Raw genomic sequence first — 19,774 nt, 5'->3', positions numbered from 1 at the left:
CATTCACATACACTGATATGTATGAAAAGGAGGCAAATGACCCGAATGCCAAACTATCGCATTATTGTGGATTTGTCCGATCGGATGCTTTATTTGCTGGATAACAATACCGTGGTTCGGGGGTTTCCCGTCGGGATCGGTAAGATGCTGACGCAAACCCCTGAAGGATCCTATACGATCGTCAATAAAGCCCCTAACCCCGGCGGCCCTTTCGGGGCTTACTGGATGGGATTATCGCGGCTTCATTACGGCATTCACGGCACGAACGATCCTTCATCGATCGGCCATGAGGTTTCGCATGGCTGCATCCGCATGTACAACGCCGATGTCATCGAGCTGGCGGGAATCCTTCCCATTGGAACAAGTGTCACAATTAGGCAATAGCAGCGTAATAACGCGTATCGCACGAAAAATAAGTCTCAACGTTCTTCTCCCGCTTCCTATCACTCTTATCGGGGACGGTAGTTGGGGTTGGTAATATGGTGTTGCTGCCAAAGCATACTGGGCAAATTCGAAAAGTCCGCCGACCGGTTAAGGTTAGTGGACTTTTCCAATGGATAATCAATTCACAAAAATGAATACTATTTTATTGCAATAATTTGAATAATAAGGTAATTATATACCTTATATTTCCATAGTATGGTATATTATGTATGTTCATCTTTCGTTATAATGAACAATACGCTGAAAGGAGAAAGAAATAGATTTACCTATTACTTAATTGTAATAGAATAAATCTGATCCTTTTTGCTTCATTGGTTTTTTAGGGACTCCCATTAGATCGGAATATTATTCTATTACGGAACCATTATTCCATCCCATAAAAAAGGAGAGTTTCAAATGTTGAAAAAAATGATCGTTGCTTCTTTAATTGCAGCTACAGTAATTCCTGCTTCCGGAGCATTAGCAGCTGAAAGTACAGTGAGTTCCTATGCTCCTGCCCAACAGCCGTCTATGGAAGCTATCAGCCCCGCACCGTTTCATATTATGACTTCCACCTATGAGATCAATAAAGATGTCGTACTCAGGGAAACCGCTTCCTCCTCCGGCAAAAGTTTAGGTACTTTGAAAAAGGGAGATACAGTAAATGGAAGCTCTACGGATACAAAAACGGTCAATGGCGTAACTTGGTATTATGTTTACAGCTATAAACTGGATCGCTACGGATGGGTTCCTTCTCAATATTTAGAGGAAATAGGTTGACATATATCGTAATATGATTTCAAAATTCCAATCGCAGCTCTTCTGCGGTTGGAATTTTTTTTACCCAGACTTCTCCGATTCGCCGTTCGCACGCCTGGCATTTTCCTTAGCCGATACGTATTTAATATCACAAAAAAAATGAAGAAGACGAACTACGGAAGTTCGCCTCCTTCACCGAGAGATAAATCTGGGATTTACAAAATCGGCACAAAACGATTTCTGCCCTTATATTAATAACCGATAAACCTGTTGCAGTAATGTTTTCTCGGTTATTACCCAATGCTGCCTTCCATCTCAAACTTGATCAGACGATTCATCTCCACCGCATATTCCATCGGCAGCTCTTTCGTGAATGGTTCGATAAAGCCCATGATGATCATTTGCGTCGCTTCTTCTTCAGTAAGCCCGCGGCTCATCAAGTAGAAGAGCTGCTCCTCCGAGACCTTGGAAACGGTCGCTTCGTGCTCCAGCACGATATTATCGTTCATAATTTCGTTATACGGAATCGTATCCGAGGTGGACTGATTATCAAGAATCAGCGTATCGCATTTGATGTTCGATTTCGCGCCTTCCGCCTGACGGCCAAAAGATGCAAGACCCCGGTAGGTGACTTTCCCGCCGTGTTTACTGATCGACTTGGAAATAATCGTCGATGTTGTATCGGGAGCGAGGTGAATCATTTTCGCGCCGGCATCCTGATGCTGGCCTTTGCCCGCAACGGCGATTGACAACACGCTGCCCTTCGCCCCGCGGCCTTTCAGCACAACGGCCGGATATTTCATCGTTAGCTTGGAGCCGATATTGCCGTCCACCCATTCCATCGTAGCGTTCTCTTCGGCTACTGCGCGTTTAGTAACGAGATTGTAAATATTGGGCGCCCAGTTCTGGATCGTGGTATAACGAACGCGGGCGTTCTTCTTGCAGATAATTTCCACAACCGCACTGTGCAGAGAGTTCGTGCTGTAGATCGGTGCCGTACAGCCCTCGGTGTAATGCACGAAGCTGTCCTCGTCGGCGATGATCAGCGTGCGTTCGAACTGGCCCATGTTCTCCGAGTTGATGCGGAAATAGGCCTGCAGCGGCACTTCGCATTTAACGCCCTTCGGCACATAGATGAAGCTGCCCCCGGACCATACGGCACTGTTCAGAGCCGCGAATTTATTGTCGGCCGGCGGAATTACCGTCCCGAAATATTCACGCAAAAGCTCGGGATGTTCCTTCAAAGCCGTATCGGTGTCCATGAAAATGACCCCTTGGTCCTCCAAATCCTTTTGCATGCTGTGATATACGACTTCGGATTCATACTGCGCGGAAACCCCGGCAAGGAATTTCTGTTCGGCTTCGGGAATCCCCAGCTTATCAAAGGTTTCCTTAATTTCGGCAGGCACTTCTTCCCAGGTTTTCCCCTGCTTCTCCGAAGGTCTTACGTAATATTGAATATCATTGAAATCCAGCTCATCCAGATCGCCGCCCCAACGCGGCAACGGCATTTTCTCGAACTGTTCGAGCGATTTAAGACGGAAGTTGAGCATCCATTCCGGCTCGTCTTTAATCCGGGAAATTTCCGTAACAATCTCGCGGGTCAGCCCTTTGCCGGATTGAAAAACCGCCTTATGCTCGTCACGGAAGCCATATTTGTACTCTTCCAATTCAGGTGCTTTTTTGGCCATGCTCTACTACCTCCTTGTTGTTTTCGTATTCCTTGTTAAATTTCCGCGTTGATGCCTTTCTTCAAAGCATTCCACGCGAGGGTTGCGCATTTGATGCGGGCAGGAAATTTATTAACGCCGGATAAGGCCTCGATATCTTCAAAATCCTCAAAATCAACGGTTTCGCCCATCATCAGCTTCGAGAAGCGTCCGGCCAAGTCCATCGCTTCCGCGAAGGTCCGGCCCTTGACCGCTTCCGTCATCATCGATGCCGAGGACATGCTGATCGAGCAGCCTTCCCCGGTAAAACGGGCATCCTTGACGACATTATCTTCGATCTTAAGCTGCAAAGAAATCCGGTCGCCGCAGGTCGGGTTGTTTAGATCGACCGTTACGGCATCCTCTTCAAATTTTCCGCGATTTCGCGGATTTTTATAATGATCCATAATGACGCGGCGGTACAAATCGTCCAGTTGCATTATCCAAAATACTCCTTTGTTTGGATTAAAGCTTCCGCCAAACGGTCGATATCCTGCTCCGTATTGTACAAATACAAGCTGGCTCTCGCCGTCGCGCTCGCCTTCAGCCAGCGCATGAGCGGCTGGCAGCAGTGATGGCCGGCCCGAATTGCGATGCCGGACGCATCGAGAACTGTCGCTACGTCATGCGGATGAATATCCTGCAAATTGAAAGTGACCAGCCCGACCTCGCGTTCGCGAGGTCCATAAAGCGTGACTCCTTCAATTTCGGACAGGCGGTTCATCGCGTAATTGGCTAGCTTTGCTTCATGCCGGTGAATTTCGTCCAGACCGATGCTTTCCAGAAAATCAATGGCGGCGCCAAGTCCCACGGCTCCGGCAATGATCGGTGTGCCCCCTTCGAACTTCCAGGGAAGCTCTTTCCATGTGGACTCGTACAAGCCGACATCGTCGATCATTTCGCCGCCGAATTCGACCGGTTCCATGGATTCGAGCAGATGCTTCTTCCCATATAGTACTCCAATCCCGGTCGGACCGCACATTTTATGGCCGGAAAAAGCATAAAAATCACAATCAAGCTCTTGCATGTTTACCTTCATGTGCGGCGTACTTTGCGCGCCGTCCACAACCATAACGGCTCCGTGGCGGTGAGCGATCTCGGCGATTTCCTTAACGGGGTTCACCACGCCGAGCACATTGGAGACATACGCGGTCGCCACGATTTTCGTTTTATCCGTAATTGTCTTCTCCGCGTCTTCCAGCGCGATATTGCCGTCAGGCTGAAGCGGAATATATTTCAGGACGGCTTTTGTCCGGATCGCCAGCTGCTGCCAAGGAATCAGGTTGCTGTGATGCTCCATCGGCGTGATGACGATTTCGTCCCCTTCATGAACCGCCATCGGCCCGTAGGAGGATGCAACCAGATTCAGCGCCGTCGTCGTTCCCCGGGTAAAAATAACTTCTTCCCGGCGGGCCGCTCCAATAAACCGGGCGACTTTCTCGCGGGCGCCTTCATAGGCATCCGTCGCGCGGCTGCCCAGCGTATGGACTCCGCGGTGCACATTGGCGTTATCCCACTCGTAGTAATGCTTCAGCGCCTCAATTACGACCGCGGGCTTCTGCGAGCTGGCGGCGCTGTCCAGGTAGACCAACGGATGCCCGTTTACTTCCTGATCCAAAATAGGGAATAGCTTTTTAACTTCTTCTGCGTTCATTGCCCCAACTTCCTTTCCACAAAGGCCTGCAGCTGCTGCCGCAGCGGCTCCAGCGGAATCTCCGACACAACCGGAGCCAGGAAACCGTATATAATTAATCGTTCAGCTTCGGCGCGCGTAATTCCCCGGGACATCAAGTAGTAGATTTGCTCGGGATTTACCTGGCCGACGGAGGCGGCATGCCCTGCCGAAACGTCGTCTTCGTCGATGAGCAGGATCGGATTCGCGTCCCCGCGGGCCTTCGGACTCAGCATGAGCACTTTTTCCGTCTGCTGCCCGTCCGCTTTGGTCGCCCCCTTCTCAATCTTCGTGATCCCGTTGATAATGGCCGTAGCCCCCTCGCGCATGACGGCGCGGGTCGTCATTTGGCTATTGGAGCTTTTGCCGTGATGAATGGCTTTAGTCGTATAATTCAGCTTCTGCGTTCCCGATCCGACGGCGATCACTTTAGTGTCCGAGGAGGACCCATTGCCTTGCAGCACGGACAGAGTCTCGCTTATGGAATCCCCGCCGTTCATTTCTCCGACGATCCACTCGATGCTGCCGTCATTGCCCACTACGGAGCGGCGATAAGTCAAATCCGTTGTTTTCTCATTAAAATGATGCACGGTCGCGAACTGAACCTTGGCTCCCGATTTTACGAACACCTCAGCCGCACCGTTATGCACGATATCTTCTTCGAAACCCGAAGAAATGTAATTGTCCACGTAAATCACCTTGCTGTTCGCTTCCGCGACAATCAGCACATGCGGAGCAAAGACAGTATTGGCCTCATCCAGAAGGAAAATGCTTTGCAGCGGAGTATCCACCACTACGTTCTTCGGAACATACAGGAAAACTCCTCCGTTCCAAAGCGCCGCATGCAGCGCGGTTACCCGGTTCTCGTCCGGCTTCACGGCCGTATGCAAATACGGCTTCACCAGGTCGCCATGCTCGCGCACCGCCGTTTCCAGATCCGTAAAAATAACCCCTTGAGCCGCAAGCTCCGGCGCCAGCCGAGTGAACACCGCATTTGCGTTATGCTGTACCACCAGGTTGCTGCTTTCCTGCAATTCAACCAGCGAAGCGGCGCTTTCCGGAAGCTGCTGCTCCAAAGGCAAGCGGCCTGCTCTCAAGCTGCCGTAATTTTGTAAATTCCAGCGATCGAGTCTTGTCTTTTCCAATTTAGGCAGATCCAGTCCTGCGGCAAGCTTCAAAGCCTGTACCCTGCTGTCCGTAAGCCAATCCGGCTCTCCGCCCTCCGCGGAGATTTTCGCCAGCAGATCTCCTTCTACCGGAAGAACAGTTTGTGTCGTCATCTCTATTCCTCCCTCCGCCTAGGCTTCTTGACCGACAGTCTCATCCACGATGCCGAGTTCTTCCTTAACCCAATCGTACCCGTCCTGTTCCAGACGTTCCGCAAGCTCCGGCCCGCCGGATTTGACGATACGCCCTTGCATCATCACGTGCACGAAATCGGGTTTGATATAATTCAGCAAACGTTGATAGTGAGTAATGATCAGGAAGCCCCGGTCGTCGCTGCGCATGGTATTAACGCCATTCGCGACAATCCGCAGCGCGTCGATATCAAGGCCGGAATCGATCTCGTCCAGAATGACGATTTTCGGATCCAGCAGCATCATTTGCAAAATTTCATTCCGTTTTTTCTCACCGCCGGAAAAACCTTCGTTCAAATAGCGGTGGGCAAATTCGGGATTCATCTCCAGCTCTTTCATCTTGCCTTCCATTTGGCGGATGAACTTGATCAGCGATAATTCATTGCCTTCGCCCCGGCGTGCATTGATGGCGCTGCGCAGAAAGTCGGAATTCGTCACGCCGGCAATTTCGCTGGGATATTGCATGGCCAGGAACAAACCGGCGCGGGCACGCTCGTCAACCGCCATCTCCAGCACATCTTCTTCGTTCAGAGTTACCTTCCCGTCAGTTACCTCATATTTGGGATGACCCATCAACGCCGATGCGAGCGTACTTTTTCCGGTTCCGTTCGGCCCCATGATGGCGTGGATTTCTCCGCCTTTTATCTCAATGTCGATTCCCTTAAGGATCTCCTTGCCCTCAATTGTCGCTTTGAGTCCTTCCACAACAAAATGCGTTGCCATTATTGACTGCTCCTTCCATAAGGTCGTTAAAGATTAACGTTTATTTGATCAGGGACGCCGCCCTCGTTCTTGCCATTGTATCATAATGATTATTAATTTAGAATGATTATCGGTGATTCTCACTGATTCTCATTTCATTCTAACCTACTTTTTATGCTTAATCAACGTATAGGGACGGATAAAATGCCCTTTTACCATACGGTTTGTCACAGACATGAAATCCATGGCCCGCAAGGGTTTGATTTTGTCCCGGAAACGCAAAAAAGGGCTGGGCCCAACGGTATGGCCCAACCCTTTTTTGGAAATTTGCGAAAACTTTCAATTTTATTCGATGAAGGAACGGAGCATCCACATCCGTTTCTCGAAATCGCCTTTAAAACCGGTCAGCAAATCGCTGGTAGCCACATCTCCCGTTTGGTCGGCAAGCTCGAATCCTTCCTGGAAGGATTCGGACAAAGTGGCAAGATCCTCGACAAGCCGCTGTACCATCGTTTGCGGCGCTTCCTTACCTGCCGCTTCCTGAATCGTGGCGATCTCCAGGTATTCCTTGATCGTAGCTGCGGGAGCGCCTTTCAAAGTCAGCAAACGTTCGGCCACCGCGTCCATTTTTTCGGTGACTTCATTATATAGCTCCTCGAATTTGACATGCAGCGTGTAAAAATTTTCACCCTTCACGTACCAATGGTAATTGTGAAGCTTGACATACAGCACGTTCAGATTAGCCACCTGCTCATTCAACACTTGCTGCAGGCTTGCTTTGCCGGTGCCGCCCGAAGATTTCGCATCGGTTTTGGTCATATGAATCCCTCGCTTCTTTCCGTGGATTAGATGCAAACAACGCATATACATATAATTTACCCGATTCCGCAATCCGAAAAACAAAGACCATTCGATCAATTTAAAATTTTTCCAGAAAAGTCTTTATTTTAAGCTTGTCGATCCAGAAAACGGAAGGTCGATCCAGAATTATCCACGCTTCTTGGATATCGGCGTGCCATTTCCACAAAGTTCAGTGATTTTACGGATTTTGGGACTATGATTGTGCCTTTAGCGGTGCTATTATTAATTGGTCAATTCTAAAATAAAAGAATTGTGGCATTTACGTTTATATGGAATCAATATTGTGCTTGGGGGACTTATGGACAATCAATCGGGTGAAAACAAAGAAGAGTTGGGCTACTTGTTCAACGTTGAAATTCTGATTAAGGATAAAACGAACGCTCTCGCGCTTCAAGCGCTTTTGGAGATGCTGAACAGCCGCAAAAGTGTGATCGACTACCGGATCAATTCCGGCATCGAGCTGGGGGAAATTATCGAGTCCCTGCTGACCGCAAAAAAACAATCCTTCATCTCTAAATCCTATAAGCGCTTGACCAAAAATGACCCAGCCGAGGCTCCGGCCGCAGCCGAGAAAAAGAAAACCAAAGCCGAAGCAAAACCTCAACAACCGCAAGGGGTCAACAAAAACAGCGCATTTAAGGATTTTGCCTCCAGTCAGGATTTTTTGGAGTGGATTCAGAAATATATTTCCGGAAATCGTCTGGTTCGCCTTTACATTAACCGAAACGGAAGCAGGCTCAACATACCTTGCAGAATTCTGAATTATCTGCCCGATACTTATGCGCTTAACGTTTACCATGTCGATGAAAAGCAGGTGTACACGTTTAGTCTTAGCGAAATCATTGATATCATTGAAGCATAACGAACCAAAAAGGCGGTCGCGCCGCTCCTATTTTTAGGATGGCGCTGCCGCCTTTTTCATACGCTCTCGATTCTCATCGCGGTTTCTTGCTCCAGGCCTCCAAAATAAACAGCACCCAGCCGGCCAGGAAAGAGACGCCGCCAAGCGGCGTAATCGGACCGATCCATGTCCAATCCGTAACGGCAAGTCCATATAAACTGCCGGAGAACAGCACTATGCCGATCAAAAACATCCGTCCCGCCCAGCGCAGACGTTTCGATTCGCCCCAATGCCCCGCGAAAAGCGCCGCCAAAAGGATGCCGATCCCATGGATCATCTGGTAATGCACTCCGGTCTCATAAGTGCGGGCAGACGATTCGCCGATGAGCGGCTCAAGAACATGCGTGCCGAATGCGCCAAGCGCTACGGCAAGCAGCAGAACAAGCGCGCCGATCCCCGCATATTTGCGCTGCATATGCTTCCCCCCCCATTTTTATATCACAACCTTGCAATATCCCTTGCTTCCTCCTCATCTTACTGAATAAGTCTTCTTTTCTCCAGTACTTGGTTAAAAATCTCGTTTTCGTGCTTGCTTTTTGCCGGATTATGTGAAAAATTAAACAAGAATAAGACTTTTGATCCAAAAAAGGAGAATCTATGATGGACTATGATCAAGCGGAACAAAGCCGTTTTTCGGCCAATTCCACTTTTCCTCCTCAAGAACCCGCAGTACGCAAGCACTCCGGACTGGGTATTGCCGCATTTATTCTCGGCCTGTTATCTCTCGTTGGTTATATCGCTGCCTTCGGGTTGATTATTTCCTACGCGATGGATTTCAATGGAGAGTCGGCCAATGCCATCGCCCAGGATTTATTAGGCAAAAATGGAGCAATCTTTGGCATTGTACTCTTCTTGATATCCGGCGCAATCAACCTGATCGGTTTGATTCTCGGCATTGTCGGGCTGGCGATCAAAAATCGCAAAAAGGTGTTCGCGGTACTTGGGACGGTCTTTTCGGTGATTCCCCTGGTGCTGTTGATCGGGCTGTTTGTAATCGGTTCGTTTTTATAATTCGAGATCCCCATTTACGAAAAGCAGCCTCCGTTCACGCAGCTTTTGCTGGCCGGGGGCTTTTCCTTGTCTTGCTTTTTTTGATAAAATATAATAGTTGTTTTAACTCATAATTATATTATTCGGACTGGATTGTCCTTAAGGAGATACCTATGTCAACCGTTAAAATCTTCGCCGACAGCACCTCGGACCTGCCGACAGGCTGGGCGAGCCAATATGACATCGGAGTAATTCCCCTCTATGTCGTTTTTGACCACGAAACGCTGCGGGACGGCGTTGACATCACCCCCGAAGGGATTTACGAAAGGGTGGCGGCTTCCGGGAATTTACCCAAAACAACGGCGCCTTCACCCAAAGATTTCATGGATGCCTTCGGCCCTCATATCGAGCTTGGCCGGGATATCGTCTATATCAGTCTTTCTTCGAAGCTTTCGTCCACCTATCAAAATGCGCTGATCGCCGCTTCGGAATTTCCGGAGGGACGCGTCCATGTCGTTGATTCGCTTACGCTCTGCAGCGGAATCGGACTGCTGGTCATGAAGGCCGTAAGAGCCGCTGAAGAAGGCTTCAGCGCCAAGGAGATCGTCACCCTTTTGGAGAAAACAAGACCGCTCGTGGAAACGGAATTTGTCATCGACACGCTGGAATATTTATATAAGGGCGGCCGCTGCTCAGGCATGCAAAATTTTATCGGCAGCCTGCTTCAGATCCGGCCGGTTCTCAAGCTGGTGGACGGCAACATCATTCCCGCCTACAAAATTCGCGGCAAAAAAGAGAAGGCCGTCCAGCAAATGCTGGAGAACGCCCTTTCGAATTTGGACAAAATGGATAACGATTTGATCATCGTCGCTCACACCCTAGCCGAAGAGGAAGCTCGGCGGCTCGCTGCGATTTTGAAAGAATCGACCGGCGCGCGCGAAATCGCCGTAGCGGAAGCCGGCTGCGTCATTTCCAGCCACTGCGGTCCGCATACGGTTGCCATTATGTATTCGAAAAAAACTCCCGCGCAAGAAACCCGTTAATTTCGGAAAGAAAGGGATGTTAGCCATGGGTTCGATAAAATTTTTCGCCGACAGCACTTGCGACCTGCCGCAGGCCTGGATCGAGGAGCACCGGATCGGCATGGTTCCCCTTTACGTTACGTTTCAGGATCATACCTATAAGGACGGCGTTGATTTAATCACGCCGCAATTGTATCGCAAAGTGGATGAAACCGGACGATTGCCGAAAACGGCGGCTCCGTCTCCCGCCGATTTCATTCAAGCATTCACCCCTCATATAGAAAACGGACAGCAAATCATATACATCGCCTTATCGTCGGAATTATCCTCTACCTATCAGAACGCTCTCATTGCAGCCGGAGAGTTTCCGGAAGGTCAGGTAACGGTGTTTGACTCGCTGAACCTGTCGACCGGAATCGGCCTTCAGATCATGAAGGCGGTTCATGCGGCCGAAGAAGGCAAAAACGTCCCGGAAATCATGGAGCTGCTGACGGCTGTTCGTCCCCAGGTGGAAACGGAATTCGTGATCGATTCTTTGGACTATCTTTACAAAGGCGGACGCTGCTCAGGCATGCAAAACCTGGTCAGCAGTTTGCTGAAGATTCGGCCGGTGATCAAGGTCATCGAAGGCAAAATGACCCCGGCGTACAAAATTCGCGGCAGCCGGGAAAAAGCGCTCGACCAGCTCTTGAACAATGCGCTAAGCCGTCTGCCGGAAATGGACAACGACCTCATTTTTGTGACTCATTCGCTGGCTGATGAAGACGCGGAGATGCTCAAAAGAACGCTCGAAGTCAAAACGAACGCCCGCGCCGTCGCCATCTCCAACGCCGGCTGCGTCATCTCCAGCCACTGCGGCGCCAAAACAATCGGTATTTTGTATACTAAGAAGACCGGGTAATGAAGTAGATATTTAGAAATAGGCTGTCCCCAAAGAGTCAAAAGCGAAAGAAACGGCGGTGCCAGGGAGCTATCCCTACATCATTGTTTCTTTCTTTTGATTCTATTGCCGTTTTCAGGTCTATGGCCGCTTTCTTAAGCAAATGACAGGCAAGCGGGATTTCGCAAATAGAGGCATAAAATGGCCTTATTTCGCTCCGAAACCGCATTTCCCTAAAAATAGCGGTACAAAATGGTCTTATTTTCGGCAAAACGGCTAAAACCGGGGGGAAGAGGAGTTCTTCTAAAGAAATAAGGCCAAAAAACGGCGCTATTAACGCAAAAAGAAGCCGTCCAGTGGTGATAGGGCCATAAAATACCGCTATTTTAAGTGGCAGAACTGGCGAAGGGGAACGGTTAAAGACAGGGCGAATTCCAAAAGACTTTGGGCTGCCAGTTACCTAAAGTTGCCTTAAGCCCGGCGTTATCCCGTCTCCTATAAGTTGAAGAACCGAAAGTAACTGTCCTAAATGTGCCCCAAAAGTTTTCGTATGGACTAAGGGTGTCCCGAAGAAATCCGAACAACAGTGATCGAAAGAACATTTCATGCGTTTGCCCCTAAGACGTCCGATCATATGTTCAATCTTATATGGCGAACATCTGGGTTCGTTATCGGTTTCAATTATTTTCTTCATTATATCGCGCCCTCTCCCCTCACATATCATCCCTATCCGTGAATATACTTTATTTACATCCAATATAAAGCGTTCCGCGAAATCCACGTATGGAGGTGTCTAAAACATGCCGTCTTCACCTGAATCGTATAGTTTTGTCGTTTCCAAAGAGGATTGGTCGCTGCACCGTAAAGGGTACCAGGATCAGCAGCGCCATCAGGAGAAAGTAAGGGATGTCATCAAGCAAAACCTCCCGGATCTGGTCACCGAGGAGAACATCATTATGTCGGATGGAAAGCAAATCATTAAAATCCCCCTGCGCAATTTGGAAGAATATCGGTTTATCCATAATTTTCAGAAGCAGAAGCATGTCGGTCAGGGAGACGGAGACAGCGAAGTGGGAGACGTGCTGGGGCAGGACAGTTCCCAGAGCGGCGGAAAAGGCAGCAAGGCCGGTAATCAGCCCGGCCAGGATTATGTCGAGGCCGAAATCAGCATCGAAGAGCTTGAGGAAATGCTGTTCGACGAGTTGGAGCTGCCCTTCATTCAGGAAAAAGACAAGGAAGAAATGGACACGGTGTCCTTTCGTTTTAACGATATCCGTAAAAAAGGACTCATGTCCAACATCGACAAAAAGCGGACGATCCTCGAGAATCTGCGCCGCAACGCCACGACGGGAGTACCCGGCATTCACGGCATTTCTCCTGACGATCTGCGTTATAAAACCTGGGAGGATGTGACCGTTCCCCGCTCCAACGCCGTTATTATCGCCATGATGGATACTTCGGGAAGTATGGGGGCGTTCGAGAAGTACTGCGCCCGCAGCTTTTTCTTCTGGATGACCCGATTCTTAAGAAAACAATACGAAAAAGTCGAAATTGTCTTCCTCGCCCATCATACGGAAGCAAAGGAAGTCAGCGAAGAAGAGTTCTTTACACGCGGTGAGAGCGGCGGCACCATTTGCTCTTCCGTTTACCAAAAGGCGCTGGAAATCATCGATTCCCGTTATCCGACGTCCAGCTATAATATCTACCCCTTTCATTTCTCCGACGGCGATAATCTGACCTCTGACAATGAGCGCTGCATCAAGCTGATCAATGAGCTGCTGAACCGCTGCAACCTGTTCGGGTATGGGGAAGTGAACCAATATAATCGCGGCAGCACTCTGATGTCTGCCTACCGGAACATCAAAGTGGAGAAGTTCATGTATTACGTAATCAAGGAAAAAGGCGAGGTTTACAGCGCCCTGAAGCGGTTTTTTCACAAGCGTGAAGGAGGTGCGGCGGTGTGAACAGCGAAATGGAGCAGCTTGAATACGCCATTGCGGAAATCATGGAAATCGCCGACTCCTTTGGGCTCGATTACTACCCGATGCGTTATGAAATTTGCCCGGCCGACATTATTTATACCTTCGGGGCATACGGAATGCCCACCCGTTTTTCGCACTGGAGCTTCGGCAAAATATTCAACAAAATGAAGATGCAATACGATTTCGGGCTCAGCAAAATTTACGAGCTGGTGATCAACTCCAATCCGTGCTACGCCTTTCTTCTCGAAGGCAACACATTGATCCAGAACAAGCTGATCGTTGCCCACGTCCTTGCGCACTGCGACTTTTTCAAAAACAATGTCCGGTTCTCGGCGACCAACCGGGACATGGTCGAAAGCATGGCGGCCACGGCGGAACGCATCAGCAAATATGAGCTGTTGTATGGGGCGGAAACCGTGGAGAACTTCATCGACGCCGTGCTCGCAATACAAGAGCATGTCGACCCGCAGCTGATCAAACCGCGCCGTTACGACAAGCGAAGACAAATGGAAGAAAAACAACGTCTGGCCAAAGAGAGCAGATTTGCTCCCCGGCAGACAAGCGAATATGACGATCTCTGGTCGCTGGATGAATTCGACAAAAGTTCGGATGCAACCACCGACAAGCCGGTTCATTTCCCGCCCGAGCCTGAAAAGGACATCGTCTGGTTTATTCAGGAATACTCCGAAACGCTGGAAGATTGGCAGAGGGACATCATGAGTATGCTGCGCGAAGAAATGCTGTATTTCTGGCCGCAAATGGAGACTAAAATCATGAACGAAGGTTGGGCCTCCTACTGGCATCAGCGGATTATCCGGGAGCTGGACCTCACGAGCGAGGACACCGTCGAATTTGCGAAGTTGAATTCTTCCGTCGTCCAGCCTTCGCGGCAAAGCCTGAATCCATATTATTTAGGCCTGAAAATCTACGAGGATATCGAACGCCGCTGGGACCATCCCACCGAGGAAGAGAAACGCCGCTTTGGCCGGGAACCCGGCAAGGGCAGGGAGAAAATCTTCGAAGTCCGTGAACTGGACTCAGATACTTCCTTCCTTCGCAGCTATCTGACGAAAGACCTCGTCCGCGATCTCGACCTGTACATTTTCGAGAAACAGGGGCCTGAATGGAAAATCACCGACAAAACCTGGGAACATATTCGCGACCAGCTTGTCGCCTCCCGCGTCAACGGAGGATCGCCCTATATCGTGGTTCAAGACGGCGACTATTTGCGGGCCGGAGAGCTTAACCTGAAACATCAATATGAAGGCATCGAACTTGACCTGAAATATTTGGAACGTACGCTGCCTTACGTCTACCGGCTCTGGGGCAAAAGCGTTCATCTGGAAACCGTTGTGGAGGATAAACGGGCGCTTTTCACTTATGACGGACAGAAGCATTTCCGGAAGATCCTATAATATCGATAAACTCGCTGGAGGCATCGTTTGTGTCCAAAGCGAGTTTTTTTGCGCGGACCGTAATTTTCTTGACAGCCGCTAGTATAATGAAGATGCTACATACTATTTTGCCTGACTTACAATTACCAAATGAATTGGAGGCATTGCATTGAAATCGATTCCACTTCAGAAAAAACACGGTCTCGAAGCCAGTCAGCTCGTGCTGGGCTGCATGAGAATGGGCGGAAACTGGGACAAGAACACCCCCATTGCCGAGGAACATTATAAAGAGGGGCAGGCCGCGCTTGAAGCCGCGCTCGAAATCGGCATCAACATGTTCGACCATGCGAATATTTATGCGGTGGGCAAAGCGGAACGCGTTTTCGGGCATCTGCTAAAAACTCAGCCGAGACTGCGCGAGCAGATCATCATTCAATCGAAATGCGGCATCCGGTTTGCGGAGGGCGATAAGCCGCACCAATTCGATTTTTCCAAGGAACACATCCTGGAAAGCGTTGACGGTATTCTGGAGCGTCTGGGCATCGAGTATCTTGATGTTCTGCTGCTTCACCGCCCGGATCCTTTGGTTGATCCGGAGGAAGTGGCAGAGGCCCTTCACAAGCTGAAAGTTTCCGGCAAGGTCCGCCATTTCGGGGTCTCCAACATGAGTCAAGGACAAATCAAGCTGCTGCAAGCGTACAGCGACGAGAAGTTCATTGTGAACCAGCTTGAACTCAGCCTGCTCAAAACCGGCTTTCTGGAAGTGGGCGTACACGTCAACCAAGAAGCCGCCAAAGACAACGTATTTCCGGAAGGCACGCTGGAATACTGCCGCCGGAAACACATCCAGCTGCAGGCCTGGAGTCCGCTTGCTCAAGGCTTGTATTCCGGCAAGTCCCTTGAAGGCCAAAGCGAAAGCGTAATTGCCACGGCAAAGCTTGTGCAGCAATTGGCCGAGGAGAAAAACACGACGCCGGAAGCGATCGTGCTCTCCTGGCTTATGACGCATCCTGCCGGCATCCAGCCGGTCATCGGCACGATCAACCCGGCCCGCATTCGGGCCTGCAAAGACGCAACCACGCTTCGTCTCACCCGGGACGAGTGGTTTAAGCTGTATATCAGCACCCGCGGGAGAAGCTTGCCTTAAGCCGTCTTTACGCCAATTCCGCACCGATCTGCATGGCAGGCGAGGCTTATTCAAACTGACTGACTTAACCACAGCTCATATTGGCTCATCCGGTCGGATCGGAAAGATTGCATTCTGTACATCAGCATTTTGGATATAGACTCACTGAGTCTGCAAAAATGTTGTATTTAATGCAAAAATCCAGGTGTAAACTCACTGATTCAACGAAAATGTTGTATTTAATGCAGCATTTTGGGAGTTCACGGTCCTAAACGCCTTTTTTCAGCCCAATTTGTTGCACTTTCTGCAAAAAATTGATCTGCCGTGCCCTGGCAAGATAAAAATCTTGTATTCTATACAACTTTTCTAATTTCCGGTGCAGCGGCAATGTAGACAAAAGGCGATTTATCGGCTCAATTTCCGAACAAAAAGCGGCTAGCCTAAATAAGGCTATGCCGCTTTTTGTCTTACCGCTTTTCGTCTTTTGCGCAGATGTTTCCGGCCTAATTATTCTACCGCGCCACGGCTTTAGGGCCGTTACCGGTTCAGCAAGCTGCCGACATAACGCAGCAGTTCGTTGGCGCACACCGGGCAGTAGCCATGCTCGTCGATCAGCCGTTTACTGACCTCGTTGATCCGCTTCAGCTGATTTTCATCCGGCGTTTTCGTCGAGGTTGTGATCTTAACGATATCCTTCAGATCGGCGAACAGCTTCTTCTCAATCGCTTCCCGCAGCCGGTCGTGATGGTTGTATTCGAATTTACGTCCTTTCCGCGAGTAGGCGGAAATCCGGATTAGAATTTCTTCACGAAACGCTTTTTTGGCGTTTTCCGAAATGCCGATTTGCTCCTCAATCGAACGCATCAGCCGTTCATCGGGATCCATTTCCTCATCCGTGAGCGGGTCGCGGATTTTTGTCCAGTTGCAAAACGCTTCGATGTTGTCGAGATAGTTCTCGAAAATGGTGCGCGCCGACTCCTCGAAAGAGTACACAAACGCCTTTTGCACCTCTTTTTTGGCGAGTTCGTCATATTCCTTGCGGGCGATCCCGATAAAGTTGAGATACCGCTCGCGTTCTTCCTTGGTAATGGAGGCGTGCTGATCGAGGCCGTCCTTGATCGCCCGCAAAATATCGAGAGCGCCCATGCAGTGAAGATCCTGCTTGATCAGCGCGCTGGAAATCCGGTTGATGACATATCTGGGATCAACCCCCGACATGCCTTCTTCCAAATACTCGTTTTGCAGCTCCTTCAAATCTCCGTCTTTAAAGCCCTCTACCTCTTCTCCATCATACAGCCGCATTTTTTTCACCAGATCAATGCCCTGTTTTTTCGTCTCCTTGAGGCGGGTCAGAATCGAGAAAATCGCTGCGGAGCGAAGCGCGTGCGGGGCAATGTGAATGTGGCTCATATCGCTTTGGCCGATCAGCTTAGCGTAGATTTTTTCTTCCTGCGACACCTTGAGGTTGTAGGGAATCGGCATCACAATCATCCGGGACTGCAGCGCTTCGTTTTTCTTGTTGGCGATAAACGATTTATACTCCGATTCGTTTGTGTGAGCGACGATAAGCTCATCAGCGCTAATTAAAGCGAACCGGCCCGCCTTGAAATTGCCCTCCTGGGTAAGCGACAGCAGGTTCCACAGAAATTTTTCGTCGCATTTGAGCATTTCCTGGAATTCCATCAGGCCGCGGTTGGCCTTGTTCAGTTCCCCGTCGAAACGGTAGGCCCGCGGATCGGATTCGGAGCCGTATTCCGTAATCGTGGAAAAATCGATGCTTCCCGTCAGATCGGCGATATCTTGGGATTTCGGGTCGGAGGGACTAAAAGTTCCGATGCCGACACGTTCATCCTCGGACAGCAGCACTCTTTGGACGCGGACGTTTTCGATATCCCCGTCGAATTCCGTCTTCAGCTTCATCTGGCACACAGGGCATAAATTCCCCTCAATCCGCACGCCCAGCGTTTTTTCCAACTCAGGCCTCAACTCATGCGGCACCAAATGCAGCGGATCCTCATGCATCGGGCAGCCGGCGATGGCATAAACGGCGCCTTTATCGGTTCGGGAGAACTTTTCGAGCCCTCTTTTGAGCAAAGTGACCAGCGTGGACTTGCCTCCGCTAACCGGCCCCATCAAGAGCAAAATCCGCTTGCGGACATCCAGTCTGCGAGCAGCCGAATGGAAGTATTCCTCGACCAGTTTCTCGATCGCCCGGTCCAGACCGAAAATCTCCTGCTCGAAAAATTTATACCTTTTCCGGCCTCCTTCTTCCTCGATGCCGAAGGACTTGATCATTTCGTAAACGCGAGCATGGGCGGTCATCGCCGGCGTCGGATCTTCCGTGAGCAATGAGATGTATTGTCTGAATGTGCCGCTCCACGCCAGAGAATCACTCTCCGCCCGGTAAGCCGATATACGTTCAAATATGTCCATGTTTGGTACCTCCTGTACTCCCGCTTGGTGTTTCTCCTATGACCACGACCGTCGAACTTTGCTGATGTGGACTAAAGAATTCACGTTGAAAAGTGTATTACATACCTATGCGTCAAAAGCAGAGAAGTTGACCGTTTTTCGCACGAAAAATATTCACATGGAAAAAGTCGGAATTCAAACTTGTGATATAATTTGTTCTGAATATCGAATTCCAAAAGTTCGAGTTTAAAAAGTCATATAGAGCACCGAGAAGGTTGGATGAAGGTAGGGCATGGGCAGCGGAGCTAAACGTTTTCGGAGAAAACGGCTTCGTAAGCATAAGCTTGGGGGACCTACGTGAGCAACGGAAGGCCCGGCTGAATTCAAGATTCGATGTCGAATCCGCTTCTCGTGTTGCCTCGTGATCTATAGTTGACTTTTTGAACAACCTCTAAAAGGAGATTGTCATGGCCGTTCAGCATGAGACCGAATTGTATGCTCCGCTTAAGGCTTTTTTCGAGGAGCGGGGATATGTCATCAAAAGCGAGGTTCGCCATTGTGATCTGGTCGGTATCCGACCGGGAAGCGACGAGCCGCTCATCGTGGAAATGAAAAAGACGTTTAATCTTCCCCTGCTGCTGCAAGGCCTTGAGCGGCAAAAGCTGAGCTCGGAGGTTTATCTTGCCGTTGAACGCAATCGGGCCAAAAAAGGCGCGCACAACCAGCGCTACAGCGAAATTACTGCGTTGTGCCGAAGGCTCAAGCTGGGCCTGATTCTGGTCACGCGTTATAAAACGAAACCGGCCTTTGTGGAAATTCTTAGCACTCCCGGAGATACCGTATATACGGCTTCCCCTAAAGTCGTCAAAACACGAGCGCAGCGGCTGCTGCATGAGTTCAACGAACGCAGCGGCGATTACAACGTCGGCGGCAGCCATGGCGCCAAGTTGGTCACGGCGTATCGCGAAAAAGCGCTGCGTGTCGCGCTTGCGCTGCAGGAAAGCGGAGAAATGGCCCCAAAAGACATCCGCCAAAAAAGCGGCGTTGGCAGCACGGCAGCCATTCTCCAGCATAATTACTACGGATGGTTTCACCGCGTGGTTCGCGGCCGTTATGTCCTGACACCGGAAGGCGCTGATAATCTGGCCAGCTACGCCCATGTGGTCGAAAGCTGGCGGCAGGCCGCTCCGGCCGTGGAAACGGCAGAAGCGTCGGAATCTGCGGGAAAGGAAGCAAAAAGCGGAAAACCGGCCGAAACGAGCAAGCTTACCCGCAAAAAGACGGCGGCACGCCGGAAGGAAAGCAGCGGACAAGCGGCGCCGCGGGAATAAGCTCCGCTTAACGTAGGCCCTATGCGGCACAGCGGCGCGCCTTCTAGTCGTTCAGGCGCGCCGTGAACTCCGCCATCGCTTCGCCGATGCGGGCAATCCCTTCGCGCAGCTGCGCCTCTCGCTGCGCGGCGAAGGTGAGCCGGATGAACTCCCCATCCGGCTCACCCGCGTAGCACAGCGTTCCCGGCAGGAACGCTGTGCCTTGGAGCAGCGAAGCGCGCAGCAGCGCTTCGCTAGGGAGGCCGGGCGGCA

18 protein-coding genes and 1 pseudogene are annotated in these 19,774 nt (G+C 50.2%); 10 read left to right on the top strand and 9 right to left on the bottom strand.

Going from position 1 to position 19,774, the window contains the following annotated elements; translation table 11 throughout:
• The first annotated feature begins 45 nt into the window (after positions 1–45).
• A complete protein-coding gene (locus ACI48K_RS21920; RefSeq protein ID WP_475029771.1) occupies positions 46–384 on the top strand; it encodes a L,D-transpeptidase in 339 nt (112 codons plus the stop codon).
• Between the two features lie 456 nt (positions 385–840).
• A complete protein-coding gene (locus tag ACI48K_RS21915; RefSeq protein WP_475029770.1) occupies positions 841–1,203 on the top strand; it encodes an SH3 domain-containing protein in 363 nt (120 codons plus the stop codon).
• Between the two features lie 272 nt (positions 1,204–1,475).
• On the opposite strand, the gene sufB is transcribed toward ACI48K_RS21915, so the two are convergent.
• The 6 genes from sufB to ACI48K_RS21885 all read right to left on the bottom strand — a co-directional run bounded on the left by sufB (position 1,476) and on the right by ACI48K_RS21885 (position 7,442).
• Positions 1,476–2,873 (bottom strand): Fe-S cluster assembly protein SufB, encoded by a 1,398-nt coding sequence (sufB, locus tag ACI48K_RS21910; RefSeq protein WP_475029769.1) that lies wholly within the window; start codon positions 2,871–2,873, stop codon positions 1,476–1,478.
• A 35-nt stretch (positions 2,874–2,908) separates the two neighbouring features.
• Positions 2,909–3,331: a Fe-S cluster assembly sulfur transfer protein SufU gene (sufU, locus tag ACI48K_RS21905; RefSeq protein ID WP_475029768.1), complete on the bottom strand. Its 423-nt coding sequence runs from the start codon at positions 3,329–3,331 to the stop codon at positions 2,909–2,911.
• A complete protein-coding gene (locus ACI48K_RS21900; RefSeq protein ID WP_475029767.1) occupies positions 3,331–4,545 on the bottom strand; it encodes a cysteine desulfurase in 1,215 nt (404 codons plus the stop codon). The genes sufU and ACI48K_RS21900 overlap by 1 nt, the downstream gene beginning before the upstream one ends.
• The gene (sufD, locus tag ACI48K_RS21895; protein ID WP_475029766.1) at positions 4,542–5,843 is read right to left on the bottom strand and encodes a Fe-S cluster assembly protein SufD; all 1,302 of its coding nucleotides are present in this window, start codon (positions 5,841–5,843) and stop codon (positions 4,542–4,544) included. Before sufD ends, ACI48K_RS21900 begins: the two co-directional genes overlap by 4 nt.
• Positions 5,844–5,861: 18 nt before the next feature.
• Positions 5,862–6,644: a Fe-S cluster assembly ATPase SufC gene (gene sufC, locus ACI48K_RS21890; protein WP_475029765.1), complete on the bottom strand. Its 783-nt coding sequence runs from the start codon at positions 6,642–6,644 to the stop codon at positions 5,862–5,864.
• A gap of 324 nt (positions 6,645–6,968) precedes the next feature.
• Positions 6,969–7,442, bottom strand: coding sequence for a Dps family protein (locus ACI48K_RS21885; protein WP_475029764.1), 474 nt, complete (start codon positions 7,440–7,442; stop codon positions 6,969–6,971).
• Positions 7,443–7,782: 340 nt separating this feature from the next.
• Here ACI48K_RS21885 and ACI48K_RS21880 point away from each other — a divergent pair, with 340 nt between their 5' ends.
• Positions 7,783–8,346 (top strand): hypothetical protein, encoded by a 564-nt coding sequence (locus ACI48K_RS21880; protein WP_475029763.1) that lies wholly within the window; start codon positions 7,783–7,785, stop codon positions 8,344–8,346.
• A gap of 73 nt (positions 8,347–8,419) precedes the next feature.
• On the opposite strand, the gene ACI48K_RS21875 is transcribed toward ACI48K_RS21880, so the two are convergent.
• The gene (locus tag ACI48K_RS21875) at positions 8,420–8,800 is read right to left on the bottom strand and encodes a DUF423 domain-containing protein (RefSeq protein WP_475029762.1); all 381 of its coding nucleotides are present in this window, start codon (positions 8,798–8,800) and stop codon (positions 8,420–8,422) included.
• A gap of 182 nt (positions 8,801–8,982) precedes the next feature.
• On the opposite strand from ACI48K_RS21875, the gene ACI48K_RS21870 reads away from it, so the two are divergent.
• The 6 genes from ACI48K_RS21870 to ACI48K_RS21845 all read left to right on the top strand — a co-directional run bounded on the left by ACI48K_RS21870 (position 8,983) and on the right by ACI48K_RS21845 (position 15,800).
• A complete protein-coding gene (locus tag ACI48K_RS21870) occupies positions 8,983–9,396 on the top strand; it encodes a hypothetical protein (protein WP_475029761.1) in 414 nt (137 codons plus the stop codon).
• A 152-nt stretch (positions 9,397–9,548) separates the two neighbouring features.
• Entirely contained in the window at positions 9,549–10,418 is an 870-nt protein-coding gene (locus ACI48K_RS21865) for a DegV family protein (protein ID WP_475029760.1), read from the top strand.
• Between the two features lie 25 nt (positions 10,419–10,443).
• A complete protein-coding gene (locus ACI48K_RS21860) occupies positions 10,444–11,298 on the top strand; it encodes a DegV family protein (RefSeq protein WP_475029759.1) in 855 nt (284 codons plus the stop codon).
• Between the two features lie 779 nt (positions 11,299–12,077).
• Positions 12,078–13,241, top strand: a complete 1,164-nt coding sequence (gene yhbH, locus ACI48K_RS21855) for a sporulation protein YhbH (protein ID WP_475029758.1) — start codon at positions 12,078–12,080, stop codon at positions 13,239–13,241.
• An 8-nt stretch (positions 13,242–13,249) separates the two neighbouring features.
• Positions 13,250–14,674, top strand: a complete 1,425-nt coding sequence (locus ACI48K_RS21850) for a SpoVR family protein (protein ID WP_475029783.1) — start codon at positions 13,250–13,252, stop codon at positions 14,672–14,674.
• 148 nt (positions 14,675–14,822) lie between these two features.
• Complete coding sequence (locus tag ACI48K_RS21845) at positions 14,823–15,800, top strand: aldo/keto reductase (protein WP_475029757.1); 978 nt, start codon at positions 14,823–14,825, stop codon at positions 15,798–15,800.
• Positions 15,801–16,316: 516 nt separating this feature from the next.
• Here the strand turns inward: ACI48K_RS21845 and ACI48K_RS21840 are convergent.
• On the bottom strand, positions 16,317–18,212 hold the full coding sequence (locus ACI48K_RS21840; RefSeq protein ID WP_475029756.1) for a PrkA family serine protein kinase: 1,896 nt from the start codon (positions 18,210–18,212) through the stop codon (positions 16,317–16,319).
• A 446-nt stretch (positions 18,213–18,658) separates the two neighbouring features.
• Between ACI48K_RS21840 and ACI48K_RS21835 the strand changes: the two genes are divergently transcribed.
• Positions 18,659–19,522, top strand: coding sequence for a DUF2161 family putative PD-(D/E)XK-type phosphodiesterase (locus ACI48K_RS21835; protein WP_475029755.1), 864 nt, complete (start codon positions 18,659–18,661; stop codon positions 19,520–19,522).
• Positions 19,523–19,565: 43 nt separating this feature from the next.
• On the opposite strand, the pseudogene ACI48K_RS21830 reads toward ACI48K_RS21835, so the two are convergent.
• Positions 19,566–19,774 (bottom strand): annotated as a pseudogene (locus tag ACI48K_RS21830) (aminotransferase-like domain-containing protein); the annotation flags it as partial.

This window comes from Paenibacillus terrisolis (assembly GCF_056171975.1).
The sequence above is the reverse complement of the archived record's forward strand: the minus strand, read 5'-3'. Positions and strand labels throughout refer to the sequence as shown.

What these genes read in the sequence shown, in the direction of transcription:
- ACI48K_RS21920 (WP_475029771.1), top strand. Translation starts at nt 46, where the DNA reads ATGCCAAACTATCGCATTATTGTGGATTTGTCCGATCGGATGCTTTAT.
- ACI48K_RS21915 (WP_475029770.1), top strand. Translation starts at nt 841, where the DNA reads ATGTTGAAAAAAATGATCGTTGCTTCTTTAATTGCAGCTACAGTAATT.
- sufB (WP_475029769.1), bottom strand. Translation starts at nt 2,873, where the DNA reads ATGGCCAAAAAAGCACCTGAATTGGAAGAGTACAAATATGGCTTCCGT.
- sufU (WP_475029768.1), bottom strand. Translation starts at nt 3,331, where the DNA reads ATGCAACTGGACGATTTGTACCGCCGCGTCATTATGGATCATTATAAA.
- ACI48K_RS21900 (WP_475029767.1), bottom strand. Translation starts at nt 4,545, where the DNA reads ATGAACGCAGAAGAAGTTAAAAAGCTATTCCCTATTTTGGATCAGGAA.
- sufD (WP_475029766.1), bottom strand. Translation starts at nt 5,843, where the DNA reads ATGACGACACAAACTGTTCTTCCGGTAGAAGGAGATCTGCTGGCGAAA.
- sufC (WP_475029765.1), bottom strand. Translation starts at nt 6,644, where the DNA reads ATGGCAACGCATTTTGTTGTGGAAGGACTCAAAGCGACAATTGAGGGC.
- ACI48K_RS21885 (WP_475029764.1), bottom strand. Translation starts at nt 7,442, where the DNA reads ATGACCAAAACCGATGCGAAATCTTCGGGCGGCACCGGCAAAGCAAGC.
- ACI48K_RS21880 (WP_475029763.1), top strand. Translation starts at nt 7,783, where the DNA reads ATGGACAATCAATCGGGTGAAAACAAAGAAGAGTTGGGCTACTTGTTC.
- ACI48K_RS21875 (WP_475029762.1), bottom strand. Translation starts at nt 8,800, where the DNA reads ATGCAGCGCAAATATGCGGGGATCGGCGCGCTTGTTCTGCTGCTTGCC.
- ACI48K_RS21870 (WP_475029761.1), top strand. Translation starts at nt 8,983, where the DNA reads ATGATGGACTATGATCAAGCGGAACAAAGCCGTTTTTCGGCCAATTCC.
- ACI48K_RS21865 (WP_475029760.1), top strand. Translation starts at nt 9,549, where the DNA reads ATGTCAACCGTTAAAATCTTCGCCGACAGCACCTCGGACCTGCCGACA.
- ACI48K_RS21860 (WP_475029759.1), top strand. Translation starts at nt 10,444, where the DNA reads ATGGGTTCGATAAAATTTTTCGCCGACAGCACTTGCGACCTGCCGCAG.
- yhbH (WP_475029758.1), top strand. Translation starts at nt 12,078, where the DNA reads ATGCCGTCTTCACCTGAATCGTATAGTTTTGTCGTTTCCAAAGAGGAT.
- ACI48K_RS21850 (WP_475029783.1), top strand. Translation starts at nt 13,250, where the DNA reads ATGGAGCAGCTTGAATACGCCATTGCGGAAATCATGGAAATCGCCGAC.
- ACI48K_RS21840 (WP_475029756.1), bottom strand. Translation starts at nt 18,212, where the DNA reads ATGGACATATTTGAACGTATATCGGCTTACCGGGCGGAGAGTGATTCT.
- ACI48K_RS21835 (WP_475029755.1), top strand. Translation starts at nt 18,659, where the DNA reads ATGGCCGTTCAGCATGAGACCGAATTGTATGCTCCGCTTAAGGCTTTT.